The organism is Pseudomonas sp. AC355 (assembly GCF_979258205.1).
The window spans coordinates 4,268,642-4,293,586 of record NZ_OZ409843.1 but is presented as its reverse complement, the minus strand read 5'-3'; the positions used below and the strand labels follow the sequence as shown (position 1 = coordinate 4,293,586).

At 62.0% G+C, this 24,945-nt stretch carries 23 protein-coding genes and 1 pseudogene; 14 read left to right on the top strand and 10 right to left on the bottom strand.

Going from position 1 to position 24,945, the window contains the following annotated elements:
- The first annotated feature begins 160 nt into the window (after nucleotides 1-160).
- Nucleotides 161-1,486 (top strand): aminotransferase class III-fold pyridoxal phosphate-dependent enzyme, encoded by a 1,326-nt coding sequence (locus tag ACZ0AI_RS20030; RefSeq protein WP_463563366.1) that lies wholly within the window; start codon nucleotides 161-163, stop codon nucleotides 1,484-1,486.
- 227 nt (nucleotides 1,487-1,713) lie between these two features.
- Here the strand turns inward: ACZ0AI_RS20030 and pdxR are convergent, their stop codons facing one another.
- Nucleotides 1,714-3,153, bottom strand: a complete 1,440-nt coding sequence (pdxR, locus tag ACZ0AI_RS20025) for a MocR-like pyridoxine biosynthesis transcription factor PdxR (RefSeq protein WP_463570127.1) — start codon at nucleotides 3,151-3,153, stop codon at nucleotides 1,714-1,716.
- Nucleotides 3,154-3,344: 191 nt separating this feature from the next.
- Between pdxR and ACZ0AI_RS20020 the strand changes: the two genes are divergently transcribed.
- The 5 genes from ACZ0AI_RS20020 (at nucleotide 3,345) to ACZ0AI_RS20000 (ending at nucleotide 7,236) form a co-directional block, all read left to right on the top strand.
- Complete coding sequence (locus tag ACZ0AI_RS20020) at nucleotides 3,345-4,250, top strand: transporter substrate-binding domain-containing protein (protein WP_463563365.1); 906 nt, start codon at nucleotides 3,345-3,347, stop codon at nucleotides 4,248-4,250.
- Nucleotides 4,251-4,344: 94 nt separating this feature from the next.
- Nucleotides 4,345-4,986 (top strand): amino acid ABC transporter permease, encoded by a 642-nt coding sequence (locus tag ACZ0AI_RS20015; protein ID WP_070880824.1) that lies wholly within the window; start codon nucleotides 4,345-4,347, stop codon nucleotides 4,984-4,986.
- Nucleotides 4,987-4,998: 12 nt separating this feature from the next.
- Nucleotides 4,999-5,661, top strand: a complete 663-nt coding sequence (locus tag ACZ0AI_RS20010; RefSeq protein ID WP_463563364.1) for an amino acid ABC transporter permease — start codon at nucleotides 4,999-5,001, stop codon at nucleotides 5,659-5,661.
- Nucleotides 5,654-6,415, top strand: coding sequence for an amino acid ABC transporter ATP-binding protein (locus ACZ0AI_RS20005; protein ID WP_463563363.1), 762 nt, complete (start codon nucleotides 5,654-5,656; stop codon nucleotides 6,413-6,415). The genes ACZ0AI_RS20010 and ACZ0AI_RS20005 overlap by 8 nt, the downstream gene beginning before the upstream one ends.
- Nucleotides 6,416-6,474: 59 nt before the next feature.
- Nucleotides 6,475-7,236, top strand: coding sequence for an SDR family NAD(P)-dependent oxidoreductase (locus ACZ0AI_RS20000; protein ID WP_463563362.1), 762 nt, complete (start codon nucleotides 6,475-6,477; stop codon nucleotides 7,234-7,236).
- A 33-nt stretch (nucleotides 7,237-7,269) separates the two neighbouring features.
- Here ACZ0AI_RS20000 and ACZ0AI_RS19995 read toward each other — a convergent pair whose 3' ends face one another.
- Both ACZ0AI_RS19995 and ACZ0AI_RS19990 read right to left on the bottom strand, forming a co-directional pair.
- Nucleotides 7,270-7,971 carry a methyl-accepting chemotaxis protein gene (locus ACZ0AI_RS19995; RefSeq protein WP_463565982.1) on the bottom strand — a complete coding sequence of 234 codons (702 nt, stop codon included), beginning with the start codon at nucleotides 7,969-7,971 and terminating at the stop codon, nucleotides 7,270-7,272.
- A 411-nt stretch (nucleotides 7,972-8,382) separates the two neighbouring features.
- A pseudogene (locus ACZ0AI_RS19990) lies at nucleotides 8,383-9,147 on the bottom strand (PDC sensor domain-containing protein); the annotation flags it as partial.
- A 314-nt stretch (nucleotides 9,148-9,461) separates the two neighbouring features.
- Between ACZ0AI_RS19990 and ACZ0AI_RS19985 the strand changes: the two are divergent.
- Both ACZ0AI_RS19985 and ACZ0AI_RS19980 read left to right on the top strand, forming a co-directional pair.
- Nucleotides 9,462-9,980 (top strand): GNAT family N-acetyltransferase, encoded by a 519-nt coding sequence (locus ACZ0AI_RS19985; protein ID WP_463563361.1) that lies wholly within the window; start codon nucleotides 9,462-9,464, stop codon nucleotides 9,978-9,980.
- Nucleotides 9,977-10,504, top strand: a complete 528-nt coding sequence (locus ACZ0AI_RS19980; protein WP_463563360.1) for a GNAT family N-acetyltransferase — start codon at nucleotides 9,977-9,979, stop codon at nucleotides 10,502-10,504. Before ACZ0AI_RS19985 ends, ACZ0AI_RS19980 begins: the two co-directional genes overlap by 4 nt.
- Here the strand turns inward: ACZ0AI_RS19980 and ACZ0AI_RS19975 are convergent, their stop codons facing one another.
- The 3 genes from ACZ0AI_RS19975 to ACZ0AI_RS19965 form a co-directional block, all read right to left on the bottom strand.
- Nucleotides 10,505-10,771, bottom strand: coding sequence for a DksA/TraR family C4-type zinc finger protein (locus tag ACZ0AI_RS19975; RefSeq protein ID WP_225835916.1), 267 nt, complete (start codon nucleotides 10,769-10,771; stop codon nucleotides 10,505-10,507).
- A gap of 131 nt (nucleotides 10,772-10,902) precedes the next feature.
- Nucleotides 10,903-11,766, bottom strand: coding sequence for an isocitrate lyase/PEP mutase family protein (locus ACZ0AI_RS19970; RefSeq protein WP_225839934.1), 864 nt, complete (start codon nucleotides 11,764-11,766; stop codon nucleotides 10,903-10,905).
- Nucleotides 11,767-11,974: 208 nt separating this feature from the next.
- The gene (locus ACZ0AI_RS19965; RefSeq protein WP_463563359.1) at nucleotides 11,975-12,730 is read right to left on the bottom strand and encodes a substrate-binding periplasmic protein; all 756 of its coding nucleotides are present in this window, start codon (nucleotides 12,728-12,730) and stop codon (nucleotides 11,975-11,977) included.
- A gap of 307 nt (nucleotides 12,731-13,037) precedes the next feature.
- Here ACZ0AI_RS19965 and ACZ0AI_RS19960 point away from each other — a divergent pair, with 307 nt between their 5' ends.
- The 5 genes from ACZ0AI_RS19960 to ACZ0AI_RS19940 all read left to right on the top strand — a co-directional run bounded on the left by ACZ0AI_RS19960 (nucleotide 13,038) and on the right by ACZ0AI_RS19940 (nucleotide 17,515).
- Nucleotides 13,038-13,766 carry a VC0807 family protein gene (locus ACZ0AI_RS19960; protein ID WP_225839936.1) on the top strand — a complete coding sequence of 243 codons (729 nt, stop codon included), beginning with the start codon at nucleotides 13,038-13,040 and terminating at the stop codon, nucleotides 13,764-13,766.
- Nucleotides 13,767-13,778: 12 nt separating this feature from the next.
- Nucleotides 13,779-14,219 carry a YqaA family protein gene (locus ACZ0AI_RS19955; RefSeq protein WP_225835919.1) on the top strand — a complete coding sequence of 147 codons (441 nt, stop codon included), beginning with the start codon at nucleotides 13,779-13,781 and terminating at the stop codon, nucleotides 14,217-14,219.
- Nucleotides 14,220-14,431: 212 nt separating this feature from the next.
- A complete protein-coding gene (locus ACZ0AI_RS19950) occupies nucleotides 14,432-15,385 on the top strand; it encodes a lysylphosphatidylglycerol synthase transmembrane domain-containing protein (RefSeq protein ID WP_225835921.1) in 954 nt (317 codons plus the stop codon).
- Between the two features lie 67 nt (nucleotides 15,386-15,452).
- Nucleotides 15,453-16,718 (top strand): Hsp70 family protein, encoded by a 1,266-nt coding sequence (locus ACZ0AI_RS19945; RefSeq protein ID WP_463563358.1) that lies wholly within the window; start codon nucleotides 15,453-15,455, stop codon nucleotides 16,716-16,718.
- A 71-nt stretch (nucleotides 16,719-16,789) separates the two neighbouring features.
- A complete protein-coding gene (locus ACZ0AI_RS19940) occupies nucleotides 16,790-17,515 on the top strand; it encodes a class I SAM-dependent methyltransferase (RefSeq protein WP_463563357.1) in 726 nt (241 codons plus the stop codon).
- A 158-nt stretch (nucleotides 17,516-17,673) separates the two neighbouring features.
- On the opposite strand, the gene ACZ0AI_RS19935 is transcribed toward ACZ0AI_RS19940, so the two are convergent.
- On the bottom strand, nucleotides 17,674-19,977 hold the full coding sequence (locus ACZ0AI_RS19935) for a YgiQ family radical SAM protein (RefSeq protein WP_463563356.1): 2,304 nt from the start codon (nucleotides 19,975-19,977) through the stop codon (nucleotides 17,674-17,676).
- 249 nt (nucleotides 19,978-20,226) lie between these two features.
- Here ACZ0AI_RS19935 and ACZ0AI_RS19930 point away from each other — a divergent pair, with 249 nt between their 5' ends.
- Complete coding sequence (locus ACZ0AI_RS19930) at nucleotides 20,227-22,044, top strand: diguanylate cyclase domain-containing protein (protein ID WP_463565981.1); 1,818 nt, start codon at nucleotides 20,227-20,229, stop codon at nucleotides 22,042-22,044.
- A gap of 6 nt (nucleotides 22,045-22,050) precedes the next feature.
- Here ACZ0AI_RS19930 and dnaB read toward each other — a convergent pair whose 3' ends face one another.
- The 3 genes from dnaB to ACZ0AI_RS19915 all read right to left on the bottom strand — a co-directional run bounded on the left by dnaB (nucleotide 22,051) and on the right by ACZ0AI_RS19915 (nucleotide 24,922).
- Nucleotides 22,051-23,445: a replicative DNA helicase gene (gene dnaB, locus ACZ0AI_RS19925; RefSeq protein WP_463563355.1), complete on the bottom strand. Its 1,395-nt coding sequence runs from the start codon at nucleotides 23,443-23,445 to the stop codon at nucleotides 22,051-22,053.
- 115 nt (nucleotides 23,446-23,560) lie between these two features.
- Nucleotides 23,561-24,007 (bottom strand): 50S ribosomal protein L9, encoded by a 447-nt coding sequence (rplI, locus tag ACZ0AI_RS19920; protein ID WP_463563354.1) that lies wholly within the window; start codon nucleotides 24,005-24,007, stop codon nucleotides 23,561-23,563.
- A gap of 21 nt (nucleotides 24,008-24,028) precedes the next feature.
- Nucleotides 24,029-24,922: a hypothetical protein gene (locus ACZ0AI_RS19915; RefSeq protein WP_463563353.1), complete on the bottom strand. Its 894-nt coding sequence runs from the start codon at nucleotides 24,920-24,922 to the stop codon at nucleotides 24,029-24,031.
- Nucleotides 24,923-24,945 lie beyond the last annotated feature (23 nt).

Sequence of the window (24,945 nt, the reverse complement as noted above, 5' to 3'; positions counted from 1 at the left end):
GCTGCCCCCATCGCGCCAGGGACAGATAGAGACAGTCGACGGGCCAGATAGCTGACCCGTCGACTCCAGGCATCTGGCCCTACGGCGGGCCGCGTCTTTATTTCTATGGTGAGCCTGTCGCCAGCAACTCAGCAGGCGCTCTTCACGTCACGAGGTCGCCATGAGCAGCCCAACGCAGATCAGCAACGACTATGTCCATGCACTGGATCGCCAGTACGTTTTCCATTCCTGGTCGACCCAGGGCGCGCTAAACCCGCAGGTGATCGCCGGGGGCGCTGGTTGCACGCTGTGGGACTACGACGGCCGCGAGTACCTGGACTTCAGCAGCCAGTTGGTCAACACCAATATCGGCCACCAGCACCCCAAGGTGATTGCCGCGATCAAGGCCCAGGCCGACCAGTTGGTGACCATCGCCCCGGCCACCGCCAACCTGATGCGTGGCGAGGCGGCCAAACGCATTCTGTCCCACGCGCCGGCCAACTTCAGCAAGGTGTTCTTCACCAATGCCGGTGCCGACGCCAACGAAAACGCCATGCGCATGGCGCGTACCTATACGGGCCGCGACAAGATTCTCTCGGCCTACCGCTCCTATCACGGCAGCACCGGCTCGGCGATCGTCGCCACCGGCGATCCGCGCCGGGTGCCCAATGAGTTCGCCCGCGGCCATGTGCACTTCTTCAATCCGTACCTGTACCGCAGCGAATTCAATGCCGCCAGCGAGGAAGAGGAATGCACCCGCGCGCTGCAGCACCTGCGCCGAGTCATCGAATGCGAAGGCCCGGCCTCGATCGCCGCGATTCTGCTGGAAACCATTCCCGGCACCGCCGGCATCCTGGTGCCACCGAAAGGCTACATGCAGGGCGTACGCGCACTGGCCGACGAGTTCGGCATTCTGGTGATTCTCGATGAAGTGATGGCCGGCTTCGGCCGCACCGGCAGCTGGCTGGCACTGGACAACTTCGACGTGGTGCCAGACCTGATCACCTTCGCCAAGGGCGTCAATTCCGGCTATGTACCGGCCGGTGGGGTGATGATTTCCCAGCCCATCGCCGAGTACTTCGACAGCCACTTCTTCCCCGGTGGCCTGACCTACTCCGGTCACCCGTTGGCCATGGCGGCCATCGTCGCCACCCTCGACACCATGGCCGAGGAAGGCATGGTCGACAATGCCCGGCAGATCGGCCAGGAACTGCTTGGCCCGGGCCTCAAGGCGCTCGCTGGAAAATACCCGTTGATCGGGGAAGCGCGCGGCATCGGCCTGTTCCAGGCGCTGGAGTTCGTCGCCGACCCGCTAAAGAAAACGCCACTAGCCGCGCCGATCATGGCGCAGATGAAAGCCGCGCTGCTGGAGCGTGGGTTGCTGGCCTTCGTGGTGGAGAACCGCATTCACGTGGTGCCACCGTGCATGGTCAACGCGGCCCAGGTGCAGCAGGCGCTGGCGATCTTCGACGAGGTGATCGGCGAGTTCAGCGCCAAGTACCTGTGACAGACGCGAACCGGATGAGCCGGGCGGCGCAGGTTACCGGCGCCGGGAACACATCCTGTAGGGTGGGTTAGCGGCGCTGGGCTCTGTACGCTCAGTCGACACGGTGATGGAGCGCCGCGTAACCCACCGAGCGATATCCGTGGCGGTGCAGATCGTGGGTTATCACAGATTGCAGCGGCATCACTGCCCTTGCAGCACCTCATTGAGAATACGGATACCCGGTTCGATCAGCGGCACGTCGATGGCGTGAAAGCCCATGCGGAAGTAGCGCTGCGGCGGATCTTCATTGAAAAAAAACTGCGCCCCGGCTCGATCAGCACACTCTGCTGAGCCGCTGCCCAGGCCAGCCGCTGGCTGTCGACGCCGGCTGGTGCACTGAGCCAGAAGGCGCCAGCGCCAGCACTGCTCACATGCCGACAACCATCCAGAACGCTATCCAGCGCGCCATGCAGCGCTTCACGACGGCGACCGTGCTCCTCGCGAAAACGCCGCAGGTGCGCATCGTAATGCCCCTGGGCGAGGAACTGAGCGAGCATGCGCTGGTTGTTCAGTGGCGGGTGGCGATACATCAAGCGGCGCAAGGCCCGCAGCTCCTCGACCAGTTCCGCGTCGGCGACCAGGTAACCCAGCCGCAATCCCGGTGAAAAGGCTTTGGACAGGCTGCTCATGTACACCACCCGACCACTGCTGTCGCTGGCCTTTAGGGCTGGCTGGGGATGGCTGTCGAGATTCAGTTCGGCGTCGTAGTCGTCCTCGATGAGGATCTGGTCGTGCTGACGGACCTGTTGCAGCAACTGGCTGCGCCGCGCTGCGCTCATGCTCACCCCGGTAGGCACCTGGTGGCCGGGCGTGACATAGAGGTATTCACAGCTGTTGAGGCGCTCATCGACGCGCATGCCCTGCTCGTCGACATCCTGCAGATGGATATCCGCTCCCTGCAGGTCGAACACGTTCCAGGCATCACCGAACCCCGGGTTCTCCAGCGCCACACGGGTGCCCTTGCTCATCAGCAGGGTGGCCAGCAGATACAGGGCATTTTGCGAACCGAGGGTGATGAGGATTTCATCGGCGCCGGCCCAGATGCCGCGTTTGGGCAACACCCGGGTGCGCAACTGCTCGATCAGCATGGCGTCGTCCTGGTCATGGCTGTCGCGCAACCATTCCGGGTTGCGCTCGTTGCGCATGCTGTTGCGCGACACCTCGCGCCAGCGCTCCAGGGGAAACAAGTCGGCAATCGGCTGACCGTAGATGAAGGGATAGGTGAAGCGCCGCCAGTTACTGGGGCGCAGCACGCCATGCCTCAAACTCGGCTGGATCTTGAATCGGCCGCTCCATCCTGGTGCACCAATGGCCTGCGGATTGGCATCGCTATGGGCCGGCGCCAGGCGCGCCAGGGCGCCTTCACGTTGGCTACCGCAGTAATCCGGGTGCAGGTAATAGCCGCTGCGCGGACGGCTGACCAGGTAGCCATTGTCGAGCAGGCTCTCATAGACCAGTGCCACGGTATTGCGGGACACCGACAGCTGCTGGGACAGGCGCCGACAGGACGGCAAGGGCTCGTCCTGGGGAAAACCGCCGGCAAGAATGGCGGACACCAGCGACTCGCGCAGTTGCTCCTGCAACCCACGCTGCTGGTCGAAATTCAGGTGGTAGAAGTGGTCGATCATGGTCACTGCCGCTCCACGTGCTGTACCCACCACGAAGCAATTAGTGAGCCATGGCCCGCGCTCCAGGCTGGCCAGGCGAATGCGCCAAACTGCACCTATTGCCCGACGCTTTGCGCTCTCTATGGTGAAAAACAGCCACCTGGCACGCCCATCGCAAGCCAATCGATCTGTCGACCCCTGGAGCTCTGACCATGACCCATGCAGGCATCGCTACCGCAACGCCCATGAACGGATTCGCCCAGTTGCGCAAACTGGCACTCGCAGGCCTGGCCGGCTGTCTGCTGGCCGGTACCATGAGCGCTCACGCCGATCTGGCCGACGTTGAAAAGCGCGGCTATCTGAGCGTCGCCACCGAGGACGACTACGCGCCGTTCAACTACATCGTCGACGGCAAGCCCGAGGGTTTCCACAAGGAGCTGCTCGAAGACCTCAAAGCCTACGCCAAGGAAAAAGGCTTCGACGTGAAGCAGGAAATCCTGCCCTGGACAGGCCTGCTCGCCTCGGTTTCATCCGGGCAGTACGACATGGCCTTCACCGGCGCACTGGTTACCGACGACCGCCTGCGCGTATTCAACTTCGCCCCGCCTTTCGCCTCGGCGCAGCACTTCTACGTAAAGCGTGCCGGCGATGACAGCCTCAGCGATATCGCCAGCCTGTGTGGCAAGACCGCTGGCCTGCAGGCCGGCAGCGCACTGCTCGCCCGCCTGCCGGAACTGAAGAAGATGATGGCCGATGCCGGCTGCAAGATCGGCGACGTGGTCGAGTATCAGTCCTACCCGGAAGCCTATGCCGATCTCGCCAACGGTCGCCTGGACTACGTGATCAACGCGCTGATCTCGGTCAACGACCTGGTCAAGACCCGTGGCGACACCTTCGCCAAGGGCATCGCCGTATCCGGTGACGGCTTCGCCGCCTGGCCGGTGCCGAAGAAGAGCCCTGAGCTGCTGAAGCTGATCACCGGCTTCATGGATCAGATCCGCGACAACGGCCGCCTGGCCGAGCTGCAGACCAAATGGTTCGGCGAAGCCTTCCCGACCATGCCCAAGGAGCCCATCACCGACGTCGATCAGTTCCATACCCTGGCAGGCATGAAGTAACCCGACGCATCACGGCAGACAGCGAACAGGCGCAGGGACTTACCAGCCGCGCCTGGCTCGCTCGCCTCACTCATTTCGTCCCTAAGGAGCTGCCATGAACGGACAAGCCTGGCTACTGCTGCTGGAGGGCGCCTGGACGACCCTGTGGATATCCGGCATCGCCATTGCCATCGGTGTATTCTGCGGGCTCGGCATTGCCCTGTTGCGCATGGCGCGCATCCCCTTTCTGGAACAGTTCCTGATTCTCTACACCAGCCTGGCACGCGCCACGCCGCTGGTGACTCTGGTGCTGTTCATCTTTCTCTCGGCGCCGATGTTCGGCATCAACCTCGACCGCAACACCGCCGCCATCCTCGCCCTGACGCTCAACACCACCGCCTTCAACGCGGAAATCTGGCGTTCGGCATTCATCAGTTTCTCCCGTGATCAGAAGGAAGCAGCCCTGGCCTGCGGCATGACCCAGGGCGTGTTCTTCCGTCGCATCATGCTGCCGCAGATGCTCACCAGCAGCCTGCCCGGCCTGGTCAACGAAATGTCCTTCCTGATCAAGGGCAGCCCGGCCATCGCCATCATCGGCATCGTCGACCTGACGCGGGTGACCAACCGTATCGCGGCCGTCACCTACGACCCACTGCCGCCGATTCTCGCTGCCGCGCTGCTGTACATGCTGATCATCGGCGTGTTGCTCAAGCTGCAGGCGATTGCCGAGAAGAAAGCCAACCGACTGGCCATGTAAGGACATTTCAGCATGACCGAATGGAGCATTATCTGGGACGCCCGCGAAGCCTTCTTCAACGGATTCCTCAACACCCTGGCGCTGTTCGCCCTGTCCATCGTCTGCGCCTTCGTGCTCGGCTGCGCGATGCTCTACAGCCTGGAAGAACGCACGCCGCTGGCAATCCTGGTGCGCTGGCTGGTCAACGGCATGCGCATGCTGCCGTTCCTGATCCTCGCCTACCTGCTCTACTACGGCCTGCCGCGCCTGGGACTACGCCTGGACGCCTGGACGGCCGGGCTGATCGCCCTGATCGTCTACCACGGCGCCTACTTCACCGAGATCCTGCGCGGCAGCCGCCTGGTACTGCCGGCCGGTTATGTCGAGGCGGCCAAGGCGCACGGCTTCACGCCCTTCAGGTTGTTCATGCGCATCATCCTGCCGCAACTGGTGATCAAGACCCGACCGTTGCTGGGTAACCAGTTGATCATCGCCCTCAAGGACACAGCCTTTCTAACCATCATCACCGTGCAAGAACTGACCGCCGCCGCCAACTCGGTACAGGCCACCTACTTCATTCCCACCGAAGCCTTCGTGGTGGTGATCGTTCTGTACTGGCTCATCAGCATCTGCCTGGAACTGGCGCTCAAAAGAGCGGCGCGCTTCGGAGCGAAACGAGGATTCGAACATGGCTGACATCCCGGCGGTACGCATTCAAAACCTGTCCAAGAGCTTCTCCGACATCGAGGTACTGCGCGACATTGAGCTGACCGTGAAAAAAGGCGAAGTGGTCAGCGTGCTGGGCTCCTCCGGCTCGGGCAAATCGACCATGCTGCGCTGCATCAACTGGCTGGAGGAGCCGGATCGCGGCAGTATCTACATCGCCGGGCAACGCATCGGCATCAATGAACAAGCCGGGCGCAAGATGACCAACCGCGAGCTGGCGGCCATTCGCGCCAAGACCGGCATGGTGTTCCAGGGCTTCAACCTGTGGCCCCATCTCAGCGTGCTGCAGAACGTCATGGAGGCGCCGGTGCAGGTCAAGGGCATGGCCAAGGAACAAGCCCGCGCGATCGCCATCGAACTGCTGGAAAAAGTCGGCATGGGCGACAAGCGGGACAGTTATCCTTACACCCTCTCCGGCGGCCAGAAGCAGCGTGTGGCGATTGCCCGCGTACTGGCCATGAGCCCGGAGGTGATCCTGTTCGACGAGCCTACCTCGGCACTCGACCCGGAACGCGTCGGCGAAGTGCTGACGGTGATGAAGAACCTCTCCGCCGAGGGCTACACCATGATCGTGGTCACCCACGAAATGGAATTCGCCCGAGCGGTATCGGATCAGGTGGTGTTCCTGGAAAAAGGTAAGATCATCGAAAAATCCGCCCCGGAAAAGTTCTTCAGCAACCCGGAGACCGAGCGGGTACGCAAGTTCCTCGAGCTCTCCGCCTGACGACGAGGCCGGCACATGCAAGCGCCGGCTGCTACTGACACCCTGACAAGAGGCAGAACATGACCAAGGTAGTTTTCATCACTGGTGCAACCTCCGGCTTCGGCCGCGCCACCGCCCGCCGCTTCGCCGAAGCGGGTTGGGCGCTGGTACTCAGTGGCCGTCGCCAGGAACGCCTGGACGAGCTCAAGGCCGAGCTGGAAGGCAAGGTACCGGTACATATCGCCACCCTCGACGTGCGTGACGCCACCGCCGTACAGGCGCTGGTCGACAGCCTGCCTGCGCCGTTCGACAAGATCCACGCGCTGATCAACAACGCTGGCCTGGCCCTGGCCCCCGAGGCTGCGCAGAAGGTTGCCCTGCAAGACTGGCACACCATGATCGACACCAACATCACCGGCCTGGTCAACGTCACCCACGCCGTGCTGCCCAAACTGCTGGAAACCGGCAAGGGTGCCAGCATCGTCAACATCGGCTCGGTGGCCGGCGAGTGGCCGTACCCCGGCGGCCACGTGTATGGCGCCAGCAAGGCGTTCGTCAAACAGTTCAGCTTCAACCTGCGCTGCGACCTGGTGTCCACCGGCGTACGCGTGACCGACATCGCCCCGGGCATGGCAGAAACCGAGTTCACCCTGGTTCGCACCAAGGGCAACCAGGCCGCCTCCGACGCGCTGTACAGCACCACCACGCCGCTAAGCGCGGAAGACATCGCCGAGCAGATTTTCTACGTCGCCACCCTGCCCGACCATATCAACATCAACCGCCTGGAAATCATGCCCAGCCGTCAGGCCTGGGGCCCGTTCGCCGTCGACCGCGACAAGTGACGGCAACGCCGGGCGCGCCTGCGCCCGGCACGTTCACTTATTCCCCTGACTCATCCGCGCGAGCCGCTGGGATAGCTCTTCGATGCCCCGGCCTAGTTCGCGCAGTGTCCCCGAGTCACGGGCACCCTGTTCGCTGGCACTGTGAATACGCACCGCCAATTCGCTGATTTCATGGGTCACGTGACTCTGCTCCTGAGCCGCGACGGCAATCTGTTGGGCACGCTGGACGATATCCTCGAAGCCGTTGACCGTCCCCTCCAGAGTGATCGAGACGCCATTGGCCTGCTCGACCGCTTCGTGAGTACGGCGCACGCCAGCCTGCATGGTGGCAACCGTCTGGCCTGACGCCTCGCGCAACTGGCCGATCATTACCTGAATCTCGTTGGCCGACGCCTGGGTACGACCGGCAAGCGTACGCACCTCATCCGCCACCACGGCGAAACCGCGGCCCTGTTCCCCGGCCCGCGCAGCCTCGATCGCCGCATTGAGCGCCAGCAGGTTGGTTTGCTGCGAAATAGAGGTAATCACCTCGAGTACGCTGCCGACTCGTTCGATGTCGGTACCTAGACGGCCAATAGCCGATTCGGCCTGACCGATCTCCTCTGCCAGCGCCTCAATCGACGCGCTGTTGCCACGCACATTGACCTGACCGGCACGGGCCGATAGCAGGGAGCGGTCTGCGGTGTCGGAACAGTCGGTGGTATTGCCGGCCACTTCCTGGGCGCTGGCCGACATCTCGGTGATCGCGGTCGCCAACAGCGCATTGTCTTCACGCTGGGTTTCGGCGCGCTCGGCGATCGCCTGAGACAGGCTGGCCAGTTCGGCGGCCTGGCGTTCGAGGACTCGCGATTGCTCCGATATATCGAGCAGCATGGTGCGCAACGACCCGGCATAGCGGTTCACCGCTCCGCGCAGCGCGCCAATTTCATCACTGCGTCCGATCGGTAACTCGCTGCCACCACCCTGGCCGAGTTGCTCGATCTGCCCGGTGGTCTCTTCGATCTGTGCCAACAGGCGTCGCCCGGCGAGCCACGCCAGACCGAGCAGCACAGCCAGCAAGGGCAGCAGGAACAGCAGAATTTCGCCGGTCAGGCGCTGACTCAAACCAGCAACCTGGCGCTCAGGCGTCACCAGCCCAACCTGCCACCCGGTATCGCCCAACGGCTCGAAACTCACGTAGGCACGCCCCTGCAGCCGCACGTCGAAATCGAGCATGCTGGTCGGCTTGCCACCTCGCGCAGCCTGCAAGGCTGCCTGCAACGGCGCGACCGCCGGCTCACGCTCGACCAGCGCAGCCAGGGTAGGTAAACCATTGGCTGCCTGGGCATCAGGGAAGAACAACAAGTTGCCCGCCTGATCGACGACGAAGGCATAGCCGCCCGTAATGCCGCCGCGCTCGCGCAGGAAGGTGGCCAGCCCGTCAAGGCGCAGGTCGAGTGTCGCCACACCGGCAAACTGTCCGGCCAGCCGATAGGGCACGCTGCAGGTGGTCATCGCCACGCCGGTCACCGTATCGAGATAGCCATCCGACCAGACGCAGCGCCCGGCTGCAGATGAGCGGGCCGCGCTGTACCAGGATTCCTGCTGATAGGCCGTCGCGGAGGCTGCATTGTAATCGTCGCTGTATTCGAGCTGCCCCGCCGCGTTGCGCGCCCAGAAGAAACTGCGCAGCTGCACGCCGCTTTCGAAAGCCCCCGGCTCGGGCCATAGGCCGCCGCCGGCGATGGCGGCATTGCCCTGGCTGTCGATCACGCCTGGCAAGGTGGCGCGCACCAGCTCGGCGTCTCGTGGTAGCGCTTCGGCCAAGTGCGCCAGGGCCGCCGTGGTGCCCTGGATTTCACTGAGCTGCAGCGCGAGCTGGCGAGCCAATGCGGCAGCCGCCTGCTCTGCCGATGTCACGCCGACCGCCATCAATTGCGGCTTGCCGCGCAGGGTCATTACCGAATACACCGCCAGAGCGGTCAGGCTTAGCAAAAGCAGAACGCCAACGGTCATTCGTTTGGCCACACTCACTGGAAGCAATGCCATGTCGCGTCTCCGCTGATATCGGGGCCGTTGTCGACCAATCCGTACGACTCATCATAGCCGGGCCATGTGCCAGTACAGCAAGCACCTTTCATCAACAAGGGGCTCAAAGTCGGGACATGCAACGATTGCCCAGACCAGGCCTCGCCCGCGATACTCAGCGCTCCGGCGAATACTTCAACCAGCGCCAGGGAGAGCCTATGTCCATTGAGATACGTGATGCCGTTGCCGATGATCTACCGGCAATCCTCGCCATCTACAACGACGCCGTGCTCAACACCACGGCAATCTGGAACGAACGCCCCGTGGATCTGGCCAACCGCCAGGCCTGGTTCGAGGCCCGAGCCACGCAGGGATACCCGATCCTGGTGGCGGTCAACGAGGCGCAGGACGTCCTGGGTTACGCCTCGTTCGGCGACTGGCGGCCATTCGAAGGTTTTTGCAATACGGTCGAGCACTCCGTGTACGTGCGCAATGACACGCGCGGCCAGGGCCTCGGCCCGCTGCTGATGCAGGCGCTGATCGAGCGGGCGCGCAAGGTCGGTAAACATGTGATGGTCGCGGCCATCGAAAGTGGCAATGCTGCCTCGGTGCGCCTGCACGAGCGCCTGGGCTTCGCCATCACCGGACAGATGCCGCAGGTCGGCTGCAAATTCGGCCGCTGGCTGGATCTGACCTTCATGCAACTGGTCCTGACGCCACAGCGGAGCACGCCATGACCCTGCAGATCCGCCAGCTCGACGAAGCCGACTTCGACGCTCATCGGCCAGGTTTGATTGCACTGCTGCTCGATGCCGTGGCCAACGGTGCGTCGGTAGGCTTTCTTGCCGGTATCGACACAGCGGAGGCGGGCCGTTACTTCAGCGAGGTTCGCCACAACCTGAACAGCGGTACGTTGGCGATTTGGGTCGCCGAGGACGAGGGGCAGCTACTGGGTTCGGTGCAGCTCAGCCTGTGCCTGAAGCCCAACGGGCTCAATCGTGGTGAGGTGCAGAAGCTGCTGGTACTGAGCAGTGCCCGACGCCGGGGCATCGCCCGCCTGCTGATGCAGCACCTCGAAGCACACGCGAAGGCCTTGCAGCGTGGTCTGCTCTACCTGGATACAGAAGCCGGCAGTGACGCCGAAAACCTCTATCGCAGCCTTGGCTACACCTGTATCGGCGGCCTGCCGGACTATGCCTGCGGGCCAGACGGCCAGTACCGCGCCAACGCCATCTACTACAAGACATTGTTCCCAGTCTGACTAACGCAGCTGGCTGTCCTTGCTGCCACGGCGATTGAAGCCGCCGGCCTTGGCCTGTTCGCTGTCTTCTTGCGCCTGGCAATTCACGCACAGCCGCACGCCGGGAACGGCCTTGCGTCGCGCCTCGGGAATCGGCGCATCGCATTCTTCGCAGTGGCTGAGGCTTTCGCCCTTGGGCATTTGACTGCGTGCGCGTTGCACGGCGTCTTCGATGGTGCTGTCGATCTGTTCCTGCACGGCGCCGTCTTGCGCCCAACCGGTGGCCATATCGCTCTCCCAATGGGTGGTGCTGACTGGAAGATAGGAGCGTACGTGCGAGCTTGGCAAGCAGCAGCCGACGGCGGACTAATCGGCTCGCGTTGCGCGGCCGCTGTCCGGCGTGGCGGATGAAGCGGGTGTTATTCCTTGACGTTCATGAACTCGTCGGCCCAGGCCACGTAGTCTTCGGGCTGGGTGTACTTGTGCGACAGCTCGGAAGCGCTGAGGTCGATACCGACCGCACTGCGCTGCTCACGCAGGCAATCGTAGGTGGCCTTGATCGCAGCGAAATAGGCAGCATGGCCGTTAACCACGATGCGCACGCCCAGCTTGGCCAGGCGCGCGTTGTCACGCAGCTTGGGGTTGCCGTAGGTCACCAGCATCAGCGGTACGCTGAGGTGTTCGGCGATCTTTTCCAGGTGATCGAAGTCTTCGACACCCACCATGCAGATGCCATCGGCGCCCGCCTTCTGGTAGGCAACGGTGCGTTTGATCACTTCATCGACACTGAGCACACCAGCGTTGGTACGGGCGATGATCGCCAGCGCCGAGTCGACACGCGCCTCGAGGGCTGCACGCACCTTGCCGACGCCTTCGGCGACGCTGATCAGATCCGTCGACTTGCGGTTGAATTGCGCGGGCAGCAGGGTGTCTTCGATGGTCAGCGCGGAGATACCGGCACGTTCCAGCTCGACCACGGTGCGCATCACGTTGAGGGCATTGCCGTAGCCGTGGTCGGCATCGGCGATCACCGGCAAGTTAGAAACACGACCGATACGGGTGGCCTGCTCGACGAACTCGCTGAGGGTGATCAGCGCGAAATCAGGCGCGGCAAGCACCTGCAGAGAGGCCACCGAACCACCAAGGATACCGACCTCGAAGCCAAGGTCACCGGCGATCCGGGCGGACATCGGGTCGAAGACCGATGCGGTGTGGTAACAGGAGTCCGAAGCCAGCAGCGCACGAAAGGCGCGCCGCAACTCATGATGGGAAGCACGTTGCATGTTCGACATAAGGCATTGTCCAAAACGTCAGATGAATCGGGTGCCCAGCGGCCTTTTCCTGGCCGCTTTGAGCGAATTCTCGTGTTATGCCGCTACCGGTACGAATGCACGGTGGCCACTGCGTGGGCTGCCTGCTCGCCATCCGTAGGTGTCTCATGCCACCGGCCATCGGCGCATCCTGACACCCAGCAGCAATTATCCCGCCAACTCAGCGGAGAGCCTCAGGCAGCTCTACATCGGGCAACCACTGGCGGAAAATCGCCGAAAAGCTGCCGTCACGGCGCATTTCCGCCAATTCATTCTGCCAGGCAGCGACGACCGCCTGGTCGGTGTCCAGGGAGAAGGCGATGTAATACGACGACTCCATAAACACCATCTGCGGCTCTACGTCCGCAGGCGTCAGCCCTGCTGGAGCAAGCATGTCGCGCAGCAGGATATCCTCCAGCATGATCAGGCTGACCCGACCATGACGAAACATGGTGACCATGGTTTCGGGCGTTGGTACGCCGTAGAGGTTCTGCAGACCCTGATCCTTCAGCACCTCGTAGCTGTACCACTGCTTGGGCACCGCTAGCGGCCCGCTGGCCGCGACATCCTGGAGGCTGTCCACCTTCAAGCCGCTAGACTTCAGCGAATAAAAGCGCACCTTGCCATGCAGAATCGGGCCAGCCCATTGAAAGCGCTTCTCCCGGTCGGGCGTACGCATCATGGCGAACAGTGCCACGCCCGGCTCACGCTGGGCGATGGTGTAGGCACGCGTCCAGGGCATCATTTCGATCTGCGCTTGCGACCCGGTACGGGTTATCAACTCGCGCACTACGTCCACGCCAAAGCCCTGCAACTCGCCGTCCTTCATGAAGGCCGTCGGCGGGCCGGGCTCGGTAAGGATGCGCAGCCCGGCGGCCGCCTGCGCACAGAACAGCAAAGCGAGAAACAGCACCCCGTAGCGACGTAACAGGCCCATTGGCCATCCCCATAGGTACTTCAAGAAATCAGTCAGCCGGGTACCAAGAAGCAGGCACCAGTGGTCTGTCGACGCAAACCTGACGGCAATAAGCGTCGACTTTACCGCAGTGCCTGCTCAATTTCAGCTAGCACGATGCTTGTGCCTCTACACGCCGGCGCCTCTACAAGCGGGCATATTGTTGCGCATCACACAGTGCTCAGCAGGACGGGGGCGAAGGACTTTGTGGTGATTGCGCCGACAATCGGGCTGGCGCATGAGCGTCAGGCAGGCGATCATCGGTGCTCGTCCACCCACACCGAATGACATGACCGACACCACTCAGACGCCCCCAGCCACACATAAACCTCGCCCATTCATCGATCTGCTGATCAGCATTCTGATTCCTTCGCTGATCCTCATGAAACTTAGCGGCGAAGCGCGCCTGGGCCCGGACGGCGCGCTGGTGCTGGCCCTCGCCTTCCCGCTGGGCTGGGGCGCTTTCGAGCTGCTCAAGTACCGCAAATTCAACTTCGTGGCCCTGCTCGGCCTGGTCAGCGTAGTGCTGACCGGCGGCATCGGCCTGCTGCACCTGGACAACCAGTGGCTGGCGATCAAGGAAGCGGCAATTCCCGGTCTGATCGGCATCGCCGTGCTGGTGTCGACGCGCACCCGTTACCCGTTGATCCGCACGCTGCTGTTCAACAAGACGGTGCTCAACGTCGACAAGATTCATGATCGCCTGGAACAGGGTGGCCATACCGAGCGCTTCGAATCGCGCCTGATGCTTGCCACCTACTGGCTCAGCGGTACGTTCTTCTTCTCGTCGGCAATGAACTACGTGCTGGCCAAGTGGATCGTCACCAGCCCAGCCGGCAGCGAAGCCTTCAACGACGAGCTGGGGCGCATGACGCTGCTCAGCTACCCGATGATCGCCATTCCATCGATGATCATGCTGATGGCCATCTTCTACTACCTGTGGCGCACCATTAATGGTCTCACCGGCCTCAAGCTGGAAGAGATCATGGCCAATGCCGAGCCGGACAAGAAGTCCTGACGACGCCTCGCCTTGCTGGACATCTACGCTTATCTGGGGCTGTTCGCCGCCGCATTCAGTGCGGCGACGCTGCTCCCGCTGCAGTCCGAGGCGCTGCTGGTAGCGCTGCTGCTCGGCGCCGCTCAGCCCGTGTGGGCACTTCTCCTGGCGGCCAGCGCGGGCAATGTGCTCGGCTCGCTGGTCAATTGGTGGCTCGGCCGTTATCTCGAACGTTTTCGCGGGCGCCGCTGGTTCCCGGTCAGCGACCAACGCCTGCAGCAGGCGCAGGTTTGGTTCGGGCGCTATGGACGCTGGTCGCTGCTGTTCAGCTGGCTACCGGTAGTCGGCGACCCGCTGACCCTGGTGGCGGGTATCATGCGTGAACCGTTGTGGCGTTTCGTGCTTATCGTGACCCTCGCCAAAACAGCACGTTATGCTGTGGTGGCCGCACTGACACTGGGTTTGAGCAGTTGAAAGGACACACTCGGTAACGGCCTGTAAAGCGGTGCCAGTTGAGCAACCGGCCCGCCTCCGTGATACTGCGCACCCTGTACAGCTTCAACCCTGAAGGACATGCGCCCAGGGATAAGAAATGAACGATGGCTGTGACAGCTCATCGAATGCAGAGCCAACTGTCCGTAGAGACGTGAAACAGGGGATCGCAGTTGCAAGGTACCAAGCCCACGATGAAACGCAGTGACCTGATCTGGACGCTGATCGGGTTGTGTGCCGTGGTGGCGTCCTGCTTCTTGCTCTACCGCGAAGTACGCAACATCTCTCTCGACGAGATCGCTGAAAGCCTCAAGGCCATTCCGCACCTCAACTGGCTGCTTGCCGGCGCGGCGACCTTTGGCGCCTATTGCGCCCTTGCCTGGTACGACCGCATCGCCATCGCCCACCTGGGCAAGAAGATTTCCTGGCGCTTCATCACCCTGTGCTCCTTCACTACCTACGCCCTGGCCCACAATATCGGCGCCTCGGTGTTCTCCGGCGCAGTGGTTCGTTATCGCGCCTACCGCACCAAGGGCCTGACGCCCCATGAGATCGGCATCCTGATCGTCTTCTGCTCTTTCACCTTCGCCCTCGGCACGCTGTTCGCCAGTGGCTGTGTACTGGTACTGCAGCCCGATCTGATCCACCGCGTACTGGACGTTACGCCGCTGGTCTCCATTGCCATCGGCTCCTTGCTGCTGCTGTTGGTTGGCCTGTATGTGCTGGGCTCATGGCTGCAGTTCAAGCCCTGGAATTTTGGCAAGCTGCGCGTCGAATACCCACGCCTGCGCATCGTTGGCCGCCAGTTGCTGGCAGGCCCGCTGGAGCTGGCCTGCGCCGCGGCGATCATCTACTTCGCGCTGCCGGAGGCCTACAACCCAGGCTACCCGGTCGTGCTCGGTGTATTCCTCGCGTCCTTCTCCCTCGCCCTGCTGTCCCATGCGCCGGGCGGTCTGGGCGTGCTGGAAGTCAGTTTTCTCGCTGCCCTGCCGGAGATTCCCGCCTCCGACGTGCTGGCCGCACTGATCGTGTTCCGCGCCTTCTACCTGCTGCTGCCCTTCGCCCTGTCGCTGATCGTGGTGCTGGGCTTCGAATGGGGCCAATGGCGCCTCAAGCGTACCGAAGCACAAAATCCCCCATTGCCCTGACGAAGCGGCAGCACGACGCCTTCATTTCGCCTAGAATGCGCGGCCGTTTTTCAGGAGCCGCGCGTCAATGTCCTTTTCCACCCCTGCCCGCGCCTGCGGTATCGACTTCGGCACCTCCAACTCCACCGTTGGCTGGCTGCGCCCGGACGGCGAAACGCTGATCCCGCTGGAAGACGGCAAGATCACTCTGCCCTCGGTGGTGTTTTTCAATCTCGAAGAGCGCCGCCCGGCCTATGGCCGCATGGCTCTGCACGAGTACCTGGAAGGCTACGAAGGCCGCCTGATGCGCTCGCTGAAGAGCCTGCTCGGCTCCAAGCTGCTTAAGAGCGAGACTGCGGTCATGGGCAGCGCCCTGCCCTTCAAGGATCTGCTCGGCTTCTTCATCGGCGAGCTGAAGAAACGTGCCGAAGCGGTTGCCGAGCGTCCGTTCGACGCCGTGGTGCTGGGCCGCCCGGTATTTTTCGTGGATGACGACCCGCTGGCCGACCAGGAAGCCGAGAACACCCTGATCGCCGTGGCGCAGAAGCTTGGCTTCAAGGACGTGTCCTTCCAGTACGAACCGATCGCCGCAGCCTTCGATTACGAGTCGACCATCGAGCGTGAAGAGCTGGTGCTGATCGTCGATATCGGCGGCGGTACCTCGGACTTTTCCCTGGTGCGCCTAGCACCGGAGCGCCGCCAGCAGGCCGAGCGCCACGATGACATCCTGGCCACCGGCGGTGTGCATATCGGCGGTACCGACTTCGACAAGCTGCTCAGCCTGCAGGGCGTGATGCCGCTATTCGGCTACGGCAGCCGGATGAAGAGCGACGCGCCGATGCCGACCAGCATGCACCTCAATCTGGCTACCTGGCACACCATCAACGTGGTCTACGCGGCCGCGTCGCAGCGGGCGCTGCAGAACATGCGTTACGACATCGTTGACCCGACCGGCATCGACCGCCTGTTCAAGCTGATCGAGCAACGTGCCGGCCACTGGCTGGCGATGCAGGTGGAAGACAGCAAGATCGCCCTGACCGAACAGCATCGGCATTCCATCGACCTGCAACGGATCGAAGCAGGCCTGATCGCCGAACTGACTCGGGAGCTGTTCGAAGACAGCATCGCCCCACTGCTCGAACGCATCCGCAGCAGTGTAACCGGGCTGCTCGCCGATGCCGGCGTAGGCCTCGAGCAGGTCGATACGGTGTTTTTCACCGGCGGCTCCAGCGGTGTACCGGCATTGCGCCAGAGCGTGGCCGAACTGCTGCCCAATGCCCGCCACGTGGAAGGCAATACCTTCGGCAGTATTGGCAGCGGGTTGGCCATCGAAGCGAAGAAGCGCTACGGCTGACGCCGAACGGATAGGGACAAGGGATCGCGACTACTTTATATTCTCGCGATCTCACTCCATGGACGGCCACCATGCACACCCTAGAACGCATCTACCCGCTAAAAATGGACGAAAGGCTGGCGGCCGACCAGGCAACCCTTGATCTGCATATGCAGCGTTACGCGTTCGCCAGCCGCTCGCTGCAGGGCCAGCGCGTACTCGACATGGCCTGTGGCTGCGGCTACGGCAGTGCGTTGCTGGCCGAACAGCACCCGGACAAGCAGATCACCGGCATCGACATCGATCCCGAAGCGATCGCCTATGCCCAGGCGAACTACCAGAAAGCCAATCTGCGCTACGTCTGTGCGAACGCGGAAACCTTCACCTACAGTGAGGGTTTCGACAGCATCGTCAGCCTGGAAACCATCGAGCACCTGCCCGACCCGGTTCGCCTGGTAGAGAACTACGCCAGCCTGCTGGCCAAGGGCGGCCGCATCATCGCCTCGGTGCCGACCACGCCGACACTGGATGGCAACCCACACCACCTGCACGATTTCAGCCCGCGCAGCTTCTTCGCACTGTTCCGTCGCCACGGCCTGAAACCTCAGGAACGTTTCGAACAGATCCAGCGCTGGGAGTTTTCCGGGTTGTTCAAGAAGCCCAAGAAAGCCGCCCGCCAGCACCGCTCGGAAGGCGTCGGCAACGCCGTACTGGCGTACTACCGCAGCCACCCGCTGTACCTGTTCAAGCGGCTTTTCTCAATTTTGCGTTACGGCGCCAGCAACCGTTATCTGACCTGCCGTTTCAGCGTCGACTAGACCTGTACGACAGCAAAAAGGCGAAAGCAGCCGTTCGCGTAACTTGTGGGAGGGGCTTTAGCCGCGAGCTCTTTACGCCTAGCTAGGCAAAATCGAGGCTAAAGCCTCTCCCACAAAAGCACTCAACAAACGGCTGCTTTCGCCTTGAAGCCACTCGCTTAACGCGGCACTGCAGGCTTCTTCGCGGGCTTCTTGCCTTTGCCCTTGGCGGCATCAGTGCGCTCACGCGCAGCCTGCTGGTTCCTCGCCTGGGCAGCTGCCTTGGCCTGCTCACGCTTGTCCCACGGATTACTACCATCACTGCCACGCGGCGGCAGGCCGGTGTGCTGGGTGAGAATCTTGGTGGTAGTTTGCTTGGCGACCTTATGGCTACCGGCCGGGGTAGAATTTTTGCGACGGGCGCTCTGGTAGCTGTCGGTTGCCGGCTGGTGCAGCGGAATCAACTGCTCCTTGCCCGGGCCGATCAGGTCGGCCCGGCCCATGCGGGTCAGTGCTTCACGCAGCATCGGCCAGCCTTTCGGATCGTGGTAGCGCAGAAAGGCCTTGTGCAGGCGGCGCTGCTCCTCGCTTTTGACGATGGTCACCCCGTCACTCTTGTAGGTGACCTTGCGTAGCGGATTCTTGCCCGAGTGGTACATGGCCGTGGCAGTCGCCATCGGCGACGGATAGAACGCTTGCACCTGGTCGGCGCGGAAACCATTGCCCTTGAGCCACAGGGCCAGGTTCATCATGTCTTCATCGGTGGTGCCGGGGTGGGCGGCGATGAAGTACGGAATCAGGTACTGCTCCTTGCCCGCTTCCTTGGTGTACTTCTCGAACATGCGCTTGAACTTGTCATAGCTGCCAATGCCCGGCTTCATCATCTGGTTGAGCGGACCTTCCTCGGTGTGTTCCGGGGCAATCTTCAGGTAACCGCCAACGTGGTGGGTCACCAGCTCTTTCACGTATTCCGGCGATTCGACCGCGAGGTCGTAGCGCAGACCGGAAGCGATGAGAATCTTCTTAACGCCCGGCAACGCACGGGCGCTGCGATACAACTGGATCAGCGACGAGTGATCGGTATTCAGGTTCGGGCAGATACCGGGGAACACGCAGGACGGCTTGCGGCACGCGGATTCGATCTCCGGGCTCTTGCAGGCGATGCGGTACATGTTCGCGGTCGGCCCGCCGAGGTCAGAGATAACCCCGGTAAAACCCGGAACCTTGTCGCGAATTTCCTCGATCTCACGAATGATCGACTCTTCGGAACGGTTCTGGATGATGCGCCCTTCGTGCTCGGTGATGGAGCAGAAAGTACAACCGCCGAAGCAGCCACGCATGATGTTCACCGAGAAGCGGATCATGTCGTAGGCCGGGATCTTCTCCTTGCCATAAGCCGGGTGCGGAACGCGCGCATAGGGCATGCCGAACACGTAGTCCATTTCCTCGGTGGTCATCGGAATGGGTGGCGGGTTGAACCACACGTCGACTTCACCGTGCTTCTGCACCAGCGCACGGGCGTTGCCCGGGTTGGTTTCCAGGTGCAGCACGCGGTTGGCGTGGGCATAGAGCACCGAATCGTTACGCACTTTCTCCATGGACGGCAGGCGGATCACCGTCTTGTCGCGAGTCATGCGAGGGCTGGCCAGGATCTGCACGACCTTGGCTTCGTTCGGGTCTTCAACCGGGCCTTTTTCCTGCTCGATAGCGCAAGCCTGGGTGTCCTGGGTGTTCACGTACGGGTTGATGATCTTGTCGATCTTGCCCGGACGGTCGATACGCGTGGAGTCGACCTCGTACCAGTCTTTCGGCGTGTCGCGGCGAATGAACGCCGTGCCGCGTACATCGGTGATGTCTTCGATCTTGTGGCCGTAGGAGAGACGCTGAGCGACCTCGACGATGGCGCGCTCGGCGTTGCCGTAGAGCAGAATGTCGGCGCTGGCATCGATCAGAATCGAGTTGCGCACGCGATCCTGCCAGTAGTCGTAGTGGGCGATACGGCGCAGCGAGGCTTCGATACCGCCGAGCACGATCGGTACGTGCTTGTAGGCTTCCTTGCAACGCTGGCTATAGACCAGGCTGGCACGATCCGGGCGTTTTCCGGCCATGCCGCCAGGCGTGTAGGCGTCGTCGGAACGAATCTTCTTGTCGGCGGTGTAGCGGTTGATCATCGAGTCCATGTTGCCGGCAGCAACGCCGAAGAACAGGTTCGGCTCGCCGAGCTTCATGAAGTCGTCTTTGGACTGCCAGTTGGGCTGGGCGATGATCCCGACGCGAAAGCCCTGGGACTCCAGCAGCCGGCCAATGATCGCCATGCCGAACGACGGATGGTCGACGTAAGCATCACCGGTGACGATGATGATGTCGCAGGAATCCCAGCCAAGCTGATCCATCTCCTCCCTGCTCATCGGCAGGAATGGCGCAGGGCCGAAACATTCGGCCCAGTACTTGGGATAGTCAAATAACGGCTTGGCTGTTTGCATGACGGTGACCGGTGTTGAGATGAAAAATCGCGGTCGCGGAATATAGCACAAATTTTGACCAAACCCGACTGTAGCGCTGGGGTAAAACGTCGCTTGGCGGTCTATCCGATGGCATGCAATATGAGTGCGGACAGTCATCAAAAATGTGTCGCCTCGGTATACTCTCAGGGCAGAACAACAACGGTCGTGCACAGGCCACCAAGGAGCCTCCGCTTGCAGCGGCTAGCCATATTCCTGATCTCGATATTGATGCTCTCAGGCCTGAGCCTGAGCGCTCGGGCTGACATCATCACTCTCGATGCCGGCAGCAGCGGTCTGGCACTCAATCCGCATATCGAACTGCTCGAAGATCCCGGCGCCCGCCTGAGTATCGAGGATATGGCGGATCCGACCGTGCAGCAGCGCTTCGTTTCCGCCAAGGGTAAGGCAAGCGTCGGCCAGAGCCCCAACCCCTGGTGGGTGAAGGTCACCCTCCAGGCGAGCCAGGCGGCGCCTGGCCCCTGGTGGTTGGAAGTCGCTGCCGTCAGCCTGCTCGATCTGCAACTGTTCCTGCCCGACAGCGAACAAGGCTGGCATCTGCGTCAGTCCGGAGAAGTGGTGAGCTTTGACGAAGGCCGCGACCACGCTCACCGGCGCATGCTCTTCGAACTGCCGGCCCTGGACGAGCAGCCACTGACCTTTTACCTGCGCAGCTTCGACCCAGCGGGCAACTCCTTTCCGCTGAAGGTCTGGCAACTCGATGACCTGAGCACCCTAAGCGCCGACGAGAACCTCTGGTTCGGCATTATCTACGGGGTGATCACCGCCCTGCTGCTGTACAACCTGTTCATCTTCTTCGCCCTGCGCGACTCGGCGTACTTCTGGTACGTAGTCACCACCACAGGCGCTCTGCTGATGATCCTCGGTATGACCGGGCACGGCTTCCAGCACCTATGGCCAAACACCGCGGTACCCTTCTGGCTCGACCGCATCAGCCTGCCAGCGCTATGGGGCTTTGGCGCCTGCCGCTTTACCCAGACGCTGCTGCAAACTCGCCGCCATGTGCCCTGGGCCCATCACCTGCTGACCATAAGCTGCGTCATGTACGTGGTTGCCGTCATGGCAGATGGTTTCGGGCAACGCGCCGTGGGCGCCTGGGTCTTCGTGCTGCTGTCGTTCACGGCCATCCCCGCAGCACTCTGGGCCTCCCTCATGCGCTGGCGCCAGGGCTACTTTCCGGCCTGCCTGTACTTCTGCGGCTACGGCATGATCCTGGCCAGCGTAGTCCTGCTGCTGCTACGCGCCACCGGGGTGATTCAGCCCGCCGCCTGGAGCACCTACGTATTTCCCATCGCGGTGGCTGCCGAGTCGATCCTGTTCTCCTTCGCCCTGGCCTACCGCATCCAGTTGCTGAAAAACCAGCGCTCCGAAGCGCTGCTGCAGGCCAGCCAAGAAAAAAGTGCACGCCTGGCACAGGTGCAGGCCAGCGCCGACGAGCTGCAACTGGCCGTGGAACACCGTACTGCGGAACTCAAGGCGACCAATCTGCAACTGTCACAACGGGAGCAGGAGCTACGCCACGCGGCGTTCCACGACCCACTCACCGAGCTGCCGAACCGCCGCCACCTGATCGAGCAGTGCGAGCGTGCGCTGCAGGTGGCTCAGCAGTCGGGTGAAACGCTGGCGCTGCTGCTGATCGATCTTGATCACTTCAAACCGATCAACGATCGCTACGGGCATGATGCCGGCGACCTGATGCTGCAGCACATAGGCAAGCGAATACGCGAACATGTGCGGGCAAGCGACACGGTTGCCCGACTTGGCGGTGATGAGTTTGCGGTGCTGATCGGTGGCGCGGATGCGCAAGGCTACGCGCACGATGTAGCAGACCGCCTGCTCGCCGAGCTAGCCAGGCCGGTGGGCTACGCCGATCAGGCGCTGACCGTGAGCATCAGTATCGGTGTGGCGTTCTATCCCCAACATGCCGAACAGTTCGCCAGCCTCTACAAGGCGGCGGATCAGGCGCTCTATCAGGCCAAGGCGGCCGGGCGCTCAGGCACCGCCGTGTACGGCAGCAGCAACGCGTAATTAAGCTTATTCGTCGTCGAACTGGTAGCTACCAGGCGCCAGGTTCTCGAAGCGCGAGTACTTGCCAAGAAACGCCAAACGCGCCGTACCCAACGGGCCGTTACGCTGTTTGCCGATGATGATCTCGGCCACGCCCTTGTATTCAGTTTCCGGGTGATACACCTCGTCCCGGTACACGAACATGATGATGTCGGCGTCCTGCTCGATCGCACCGGATTCGCGCAAGTCGGAGTTGATCGGGCGCTTGTTGGGCCGCTGCTCCAGACCCCGGTTGAGCTGGGAGAGCGCGATCACCGGGCAGTTGAATTCCTTGGCCAACGCCTTGAGCGAGCGCGAGATCTCGGAAATCTCGTTCACCCGGCTATCGCCGCTGGAGCCGGGGATCTGCATCAGCTGCAGGTAGTCGACCATGATCAGGCCGATCTCGCCGTGTTCGCGCGCGAGACGACGAGAACGCGCACGCATCTCCGAAGGCGAGATACCGGCAGTGTCGTCAATGAACAGCTTGCGGTCGTTGAGCAGGTTGACCGCTGAGGTCAGCCGCGGCCAATCGTCGTCATCCAGGCGGCCGGCACGCACCTTGGTCTGATCGATGCGGCCAAGGGAGGCCAGCATACGAATAACGATGGATTCCGATGGCATCTCCAGGGAATACACCAGAATCGACTTGTCGCTGCGCATCAGCGCGTTTTCCACCAGGTTCATGGCGAACGTGGTCTTACCCATCGACGGACGGCCCGCAACGATAACCAGGTCGGCCGGCTGCAGGCCGCTGGTCAGATCGTCCAGATCAGAGAACCCGGTAGACAGGCCAGTGATCGCATCGCCGTTATTGAACAGCTCGTCGATGCGATCGATGGCCCTGACCAGAATGTCGTTGATACCCACCGGGCCACCGGTCTTCGGCCGCGCCTCGGCGATCTGAAAGATCAGTCGCTCGGCCTCGTCGAGAATTTCCTCGCCCGTACGGCCCTCTGGCGCATAGGCGCTGTCGGCAATCTCGTTACTGATGCCAATCAGTTTGCGCAGCGTGGCGCGCTCGCGAATGATCTGCGCATAGGCCTTGATATTGGCCACCGACGGCGTGTTCTTCGCCAGCTCGCCCAGGTAGGCCATGCCGCCGACCTGAGGCAACTGCCCCTCCTTGTCCAACTGCTCGGACAGGGTCACCACGTCGAACGGCTGGTTGCGCTCGGCCAGCTTGTGGATGGCGCGGAACACCAAGCGGTGATCGTGACGGTAGAAATCGCCATCGGATACCTGATCGAGCACACGCTCCCACGCGTTGTTATCGAGCATCAAACCGCCGAGAACTGCCTGCTCGGCCTCGATCGAGTGCGGCGGCACCTTCAGGGCAGAGGTTTGCAGGTCGTACTGTTCAGTGATGCTGATGTCGTTCATGGGAGCCTGGAAAGAATGCTTGCGTTGAAAAACAAAAGGCACGGCATCGCTTTCGCAATGCCGTGCCCGATGTTAGCGGGAACGCACCTGAGTGCAAACCCGCTGAGCAGCGCTATTAAGCGGCTACTACGATTACCTTTACGGTAGCTTCAACATCGCTGTGCAGGTGCACGGCTACGTCGTATTCGCCAACCTGGCGAATGGTACCGTTCGGCAGACGAACTTCAGCTTTGGCCACTTCAACGCCGGAGGCGGTCAGTGCGTCAGCGATGTCGTGAGTACCGATGGAACCGAACAGCTTGCCTTCATCGCCCGCGGTAGCGGTGATGGTGACTTCCAGCTCGGCCAACTGAGCAGCGCGAGTTTCAGCCGAGGCTTTCTTGTCGGCAGCTGCTTTTTCCAGCTCAGCGCGACGTGCTTCGAAAGTAGCAACGTTGGCTTCAGTGGCAGCAGTGGCTTTGCCTTGCGGCAGCAGGAAGTTACGGCCGTAACCGGCTTTAACATTCACTTTGTCGCCCAGGTTGCCCAGGTTGGCGACTTTTTCCAGCAGGATGACTTCCATTTGGGTGTTACCTCTTAACTTTTAACCTTCACCGTTGGCGGAGCCCGACCCGGGCTTGTCCGCCAAACGATCACGAAAATCAAACAGACTATCGACTATGGCTAACACCACCAGCAAGGGAACGATCAATTGCATGAACAGCAGCAGCGTGATGTACAGCCCGACCAACCAAAACTTGGACAGTCGGCCCTTGGCTACCAGCCCGTGCAACAGGGCGATACCCGCGAATGCCAGCGGAACACTGCACAACGGCGTCAACATCGCCATCTCGACACCCAGACTGGGCCCGAGCAGCATGCCGACCAGCAGTAACATCGCCAGCATCGGCGGAAATCTCAGCTCACGAAACTCGGAACCGAAACCTCCAGGGTTGTACACAGCCGCTTGCCAGAACCGCCCAAGCATCAGGCTTAGCAAGCTGACCACCTGCAGCAATGCTGCCAGCAGTCCGGTCAAGACCGGTGCAATGAGACTTTGGAGACGCGCCTGATCATCCACCGACATCTGCTGGTGAACGCCATCGAACATTTGCGGCAGCAGCTTGATCAGCTCCTGCGCCATGGCTTCGATGGGCGCACGAAACGTTGCCCCCAATACCAGTCCATACACCAGGCCCAGTGCGACGCTGAACAACAGCACCCGTCTCCAGGACTGATTGGCGCGCAATACACACGCCAGCCCCAACGCGCCCAGCAACACCAACAAGGTGCGCGGCTCGCCGAAGTACCACCAACCAACGGCTGGCAGTAACGCCCAGACGAGGATGCCAACAGCATCACTCAGACCACGCCGCAGAAGCACTAGGCATCCTGCAGCGGCACTCAACCAGAACAGCAGCGGCAATGCCGCAGAACCGACCACTACAAGAGTGGCCTGCATACGGCCGCGCATAATGAATTCTGCCAAGGCGCGCATGCGATTTATCCCTTACTACTTGT

What these genes read in the sequence shown, in the direction of transcription:
- ACZ0AI_RS20030 (WP_463563366.1), top strand. Translation starts at nt 161, where the DNA reads ATGAGCAGCCCAACGCAGATCAGCAACGACTATGTCCATGCACTGGAT.
- pdxR (WP_463570127.1), bottom strand. Translation starts at nt 3,153, where the DNA reads ATGATCGACCACTTCTACCACCTGAATTTCGACCAGCAGCGTGGGTTG.
- ACZ0AI_RS20020 (WP_463563365.1), top strand. Translation starts at nt 3,345, where the DNA reads ATGACCCATGCAGGCATCGCTACCGCAACGCCCATGAACGGATTCGCC.
- ACZ0AI_RS20015 (WP_070880824.1), top strand. Translation starts at nt 4,345, where the DNA reads ATGAACGGACAAGCCTGGCTACTGCTGCTGGAGGGCGCCTGGACGACC.
- ACZ0AI_RS20010 (WP_463563364.1), top strand. Translation starts at nt 4,999, where the DNA reads ATGACCGAATGGAGCATTATCTGGGACGCCCGCGAAGCCTTCTTCAAC.
- ACZ0AI_RS20005 (WP_463563363.1), top strand. Translation starts at nt 5,654, where the DNA reads ATGGCTGACATCCCGGCGGTACGCATTCAAAACCTGTCCAAGAGCTTC.
- ACZ0AI_RS20000 (WP_463563362.1), top strand. Translation starts at nt 6,475, where the DNA reads ATGACCAAGGTAGTTTTCATCACTGGTGCAACCTCCGGCTTCGGCCGC.
- ACZ0AI_RS19995 (WP_463565982.1), bottom strand. Translation starts at nt 7,971, where the DNA reads ATGTCGGCCAGCGCCCAGGAAGTGGCCGGCAATACCACCGACTGTTCC.
- ACZ0AI_RS19985 (WP_463563361.1), top strand. Translation starts at nt 9,462, where the DNA reads ATGTCCATTGAGATACGTGATGCCGTTGCCGATGATCTACCGGCAATC.
- ACZ0AI_RS19980 (WP_463563360.1), top strand. Translation starts at nt 9,977, where the DNA reads ATGACCCTGCAGATCCGCCAGCTCGACGAAGCCGACTTCGACGCTCAT.
- ACZ0AI_RS19975 (WP_225835916.1), bottom strand. Translation starts at nt 10,771, where the DNA reads ATGGCCACCGGTTGGGCGCAAGACGGCGCCGTGCAGGAACAGATCGAC.
- ACZ0AI_RS19970 (WP_225839934.1), bottom strand. Translation starts at nt 11,766, where the DNA reads ATGCAACGTGCTTCCCATCATGAGTTGCGGCGCGCCTTTCGTGCGCTG.
- ACZ0AI_RS19965 (WP_463563359.1), bottom strand. Translation starts at nt 12,730, where the DNA reads ATGGGCCTGTTACGTCGCTACGGGGTGCTGTTTCTCGCTTTGCTGTTC.
- ACZ0AI_RS19960 (WP_225839936.1), top strand. Translation starts at nt 13,038, where the DNA reads ATGACCGACACCACTCAGACGCCCCCAGCCACACATAAACCTCGCCCA.
- ACZ0AI_RS19950 (WP_225835921.1), top strand. Translation starts at nt 14,432, where the DNA reads ATGAAACGCAGTGACCTGATCTGGACGCTGATCGGGTTGTGTGCCGTG.
- ACZ0AI_RS19945 (WP_463563358.1), top strand. Translation starts at nt 15,453, where the DNA reads ATGTCCTTTTCCACCCCTGCCCGCGCCTGCGGTATCGACTTCGGCACC.
- ACZ0AI_RS19940 (WP_463563357.1), top strand. Translation starts at nt 16,790, where the DNA reads ATGCACACCCTAGAACGCATCTACCCGCTAAAAATGGACGAAAGGCTG.
- ACZ0AI_RS19935 (WP_463563356.1), bottom strand. Translation starts at nt 19,977, where the DNA reads ATGCAAACAGCCAAGCCGTTATTTGACTATCCCAAGTACTGGGCCGAA.
- ACZ0AI_RS19930 (WP_463565981.1), top strand. Translation starts at nt 20,227, where the DNA reads ATGCTCTCAGGCCTGAGCCTGAGCGCTCGGGCTGACATCATCACTCTC.
- dnaB (WP_463563355.1), bottom strand. Translation starts at nt 23,445, where the DNA reads ATGAACGACATCAGCATCACTGAACAGTACGACCTGCAAACCTCTGCC.
- rplI (WP_463563354.1), bottom strand. Translation starts at nt 24,007, where the DNA reads ATGGAAGTCATCCTGCTGGAAAAAGTCGCCAACCTGGGCAACCTGGGC.
- ACZ0AI_RS19915 (WP_463563353.1), bottom strand. Translation starts at nt 24,922, where the DNA reads ATGCGCGCCTTGGCAGAATTCATTATGCGCGGCCGTATGCAGGCCACT.